This window comes from Pantoea sp. VS1, assembly GCF_002207995.1.
Taxonomy (GTDB): domain Bacteria; phylum Pseudomonadota; class Gammaproteobacteria; order Enterobacterales; family Enterobacteriaceae; genus Pantoea; species Pantoea dispersa.
On the sequence record NZ_NHZE01000073.1, the window covers coordinates 1 to 1,354 of the forward strand.

2 protein-coding genes are annotated in these 1,354 nt (G+C 52.8%); one reads left to right on the forward strand and one right to left on the reverse strand.

The annotated features are described in order from the left end of the window. The first annotated feature begins 149 nt into the window (after nucleotides 1-149). Complete coding sequence (locus CBW22_RS22965) at nucleotides 150-683, forward strand: lytic transglycosylase domain-containing protein (RefSeq protein ID WP_088517965.1); 534 nt, start codon at nucleotides 150-152, stop codon at nucleotides 681-683. Between the two features lie 22 nt (nucleotides 684-705). Here the strand turns inward: CBW22_RS22965 and CBW22_RS22970 are convergent. Continuing rightward, on the reverse strand, nucleotides 706-1,354 hold a 649-nt coding region (locus CBW22_RS22970), incomplete at its 5' end, for a DUF932 domain-containing protein (RefSeq protein ID WP_088517966.1).

The window sequence follows — 1,354 nt, forward strand, 5'->3', positions numbered from 1 at the left end:
ATTCTTTATATCCCTGACGATGTTCATCACCTGCCCGTCAGCGCACCGTGCGCGTCTGTAACGAATTATCTTGCATCAGACGATCTGAGCGCGTATTTTTCACACGAACCCGCCTGGCGCGTTATGCGCATGTACGTGAGATAATAAGAATGAAATGGTTTGCAGCTTTCGGGCTTGCCGCTGTATTCAGCGTGCAGGCCGCGCCGGAAATGTGCTTCACCAAAGCCGGTCAGGATTTCGGCATTGATCCGCGCCTGCTGATGGCACATTCAATACAGGAATCGCGCATGCGTAATAACGCCCTGAACACGAAAAGCAGCGGCGGGACGCACGACGTCTGTAATATGCAGATTAACAGCTCTCACTTTAATCAGCTGAAAAAGTTCGATATTACGCGGGAAAGGTTGCTTAAGGATCCGTGTATCTGCATTTACACCGGCGCATGGATCGAGGCGCGCAACTTCAGGCAGTACGGCAGGAACTGGGACAGCGTCGGGATGTATAACACCGGCCCCAGTCCGAAGCTGATAAAACAGCGACGTGAATATGCGGCCATCATAAAAAGTATTTACCGCGTGCTGATCGCCCGCGATGAAGTTTACGCCGCCATGTCACAACAGAATAAAAAAGCGCCCGCGCCGGAAAGCTTTCTCAGCGCGGACGCCAGCACCGCATCAAAATAACCCCGCAAACCGGGGTTAACCGTTATGACTTCAGTTTTGCGAACTCTTCCGCCATTTTCCACAGCGCCTGATTCAGCTTAATATCGCCATCAATACCCGTTACCGGGCGCGTGGTGGTTCTTTTTCCCTTCGCCGTTCTGCCGGTGACGCCGCCCTTGATCAGGTTTTCCTGCACGATATTAAACGCGGTCCATAAGTCGGTGCCTTTGTCATACCAGGCGCGCGGCTGAATAATCCGCTCGGCTGTTACCGGCGGCTCTTTTCCATCATACTTATATTCCAGCGCCAGCTGACCCAGCAGGCGGCGTTCTTCATTGTTAACCTGAATTCCTTTCATGATGTCGATGTTATTTTCGACCTTGTCGAATACGCCCAGTACTTCATAAGCGCCCTCAATAACCTGCGACACGATATCGCCTTTATGCGGCACGCTGATTTCACCGAATGATTTCCAGCACACCAGGCCGTTGCTGCACACCTGCCGGAAAATACCGGGGATCATTTTATAACTGCTGGAGCCGTCGTGGCTGTTCAGTAATACAATTTCCGGTACTTCCCCGCCGCCGTTATTATTTCCCCGGCGCAGGCGGATCATGTGTTTGGTAAAGTCGCGGCGCTCCGGGTCGCGCACGCGGGACTGGCTCGCAAAATAAGGCTGAAAGCCTTCCTCG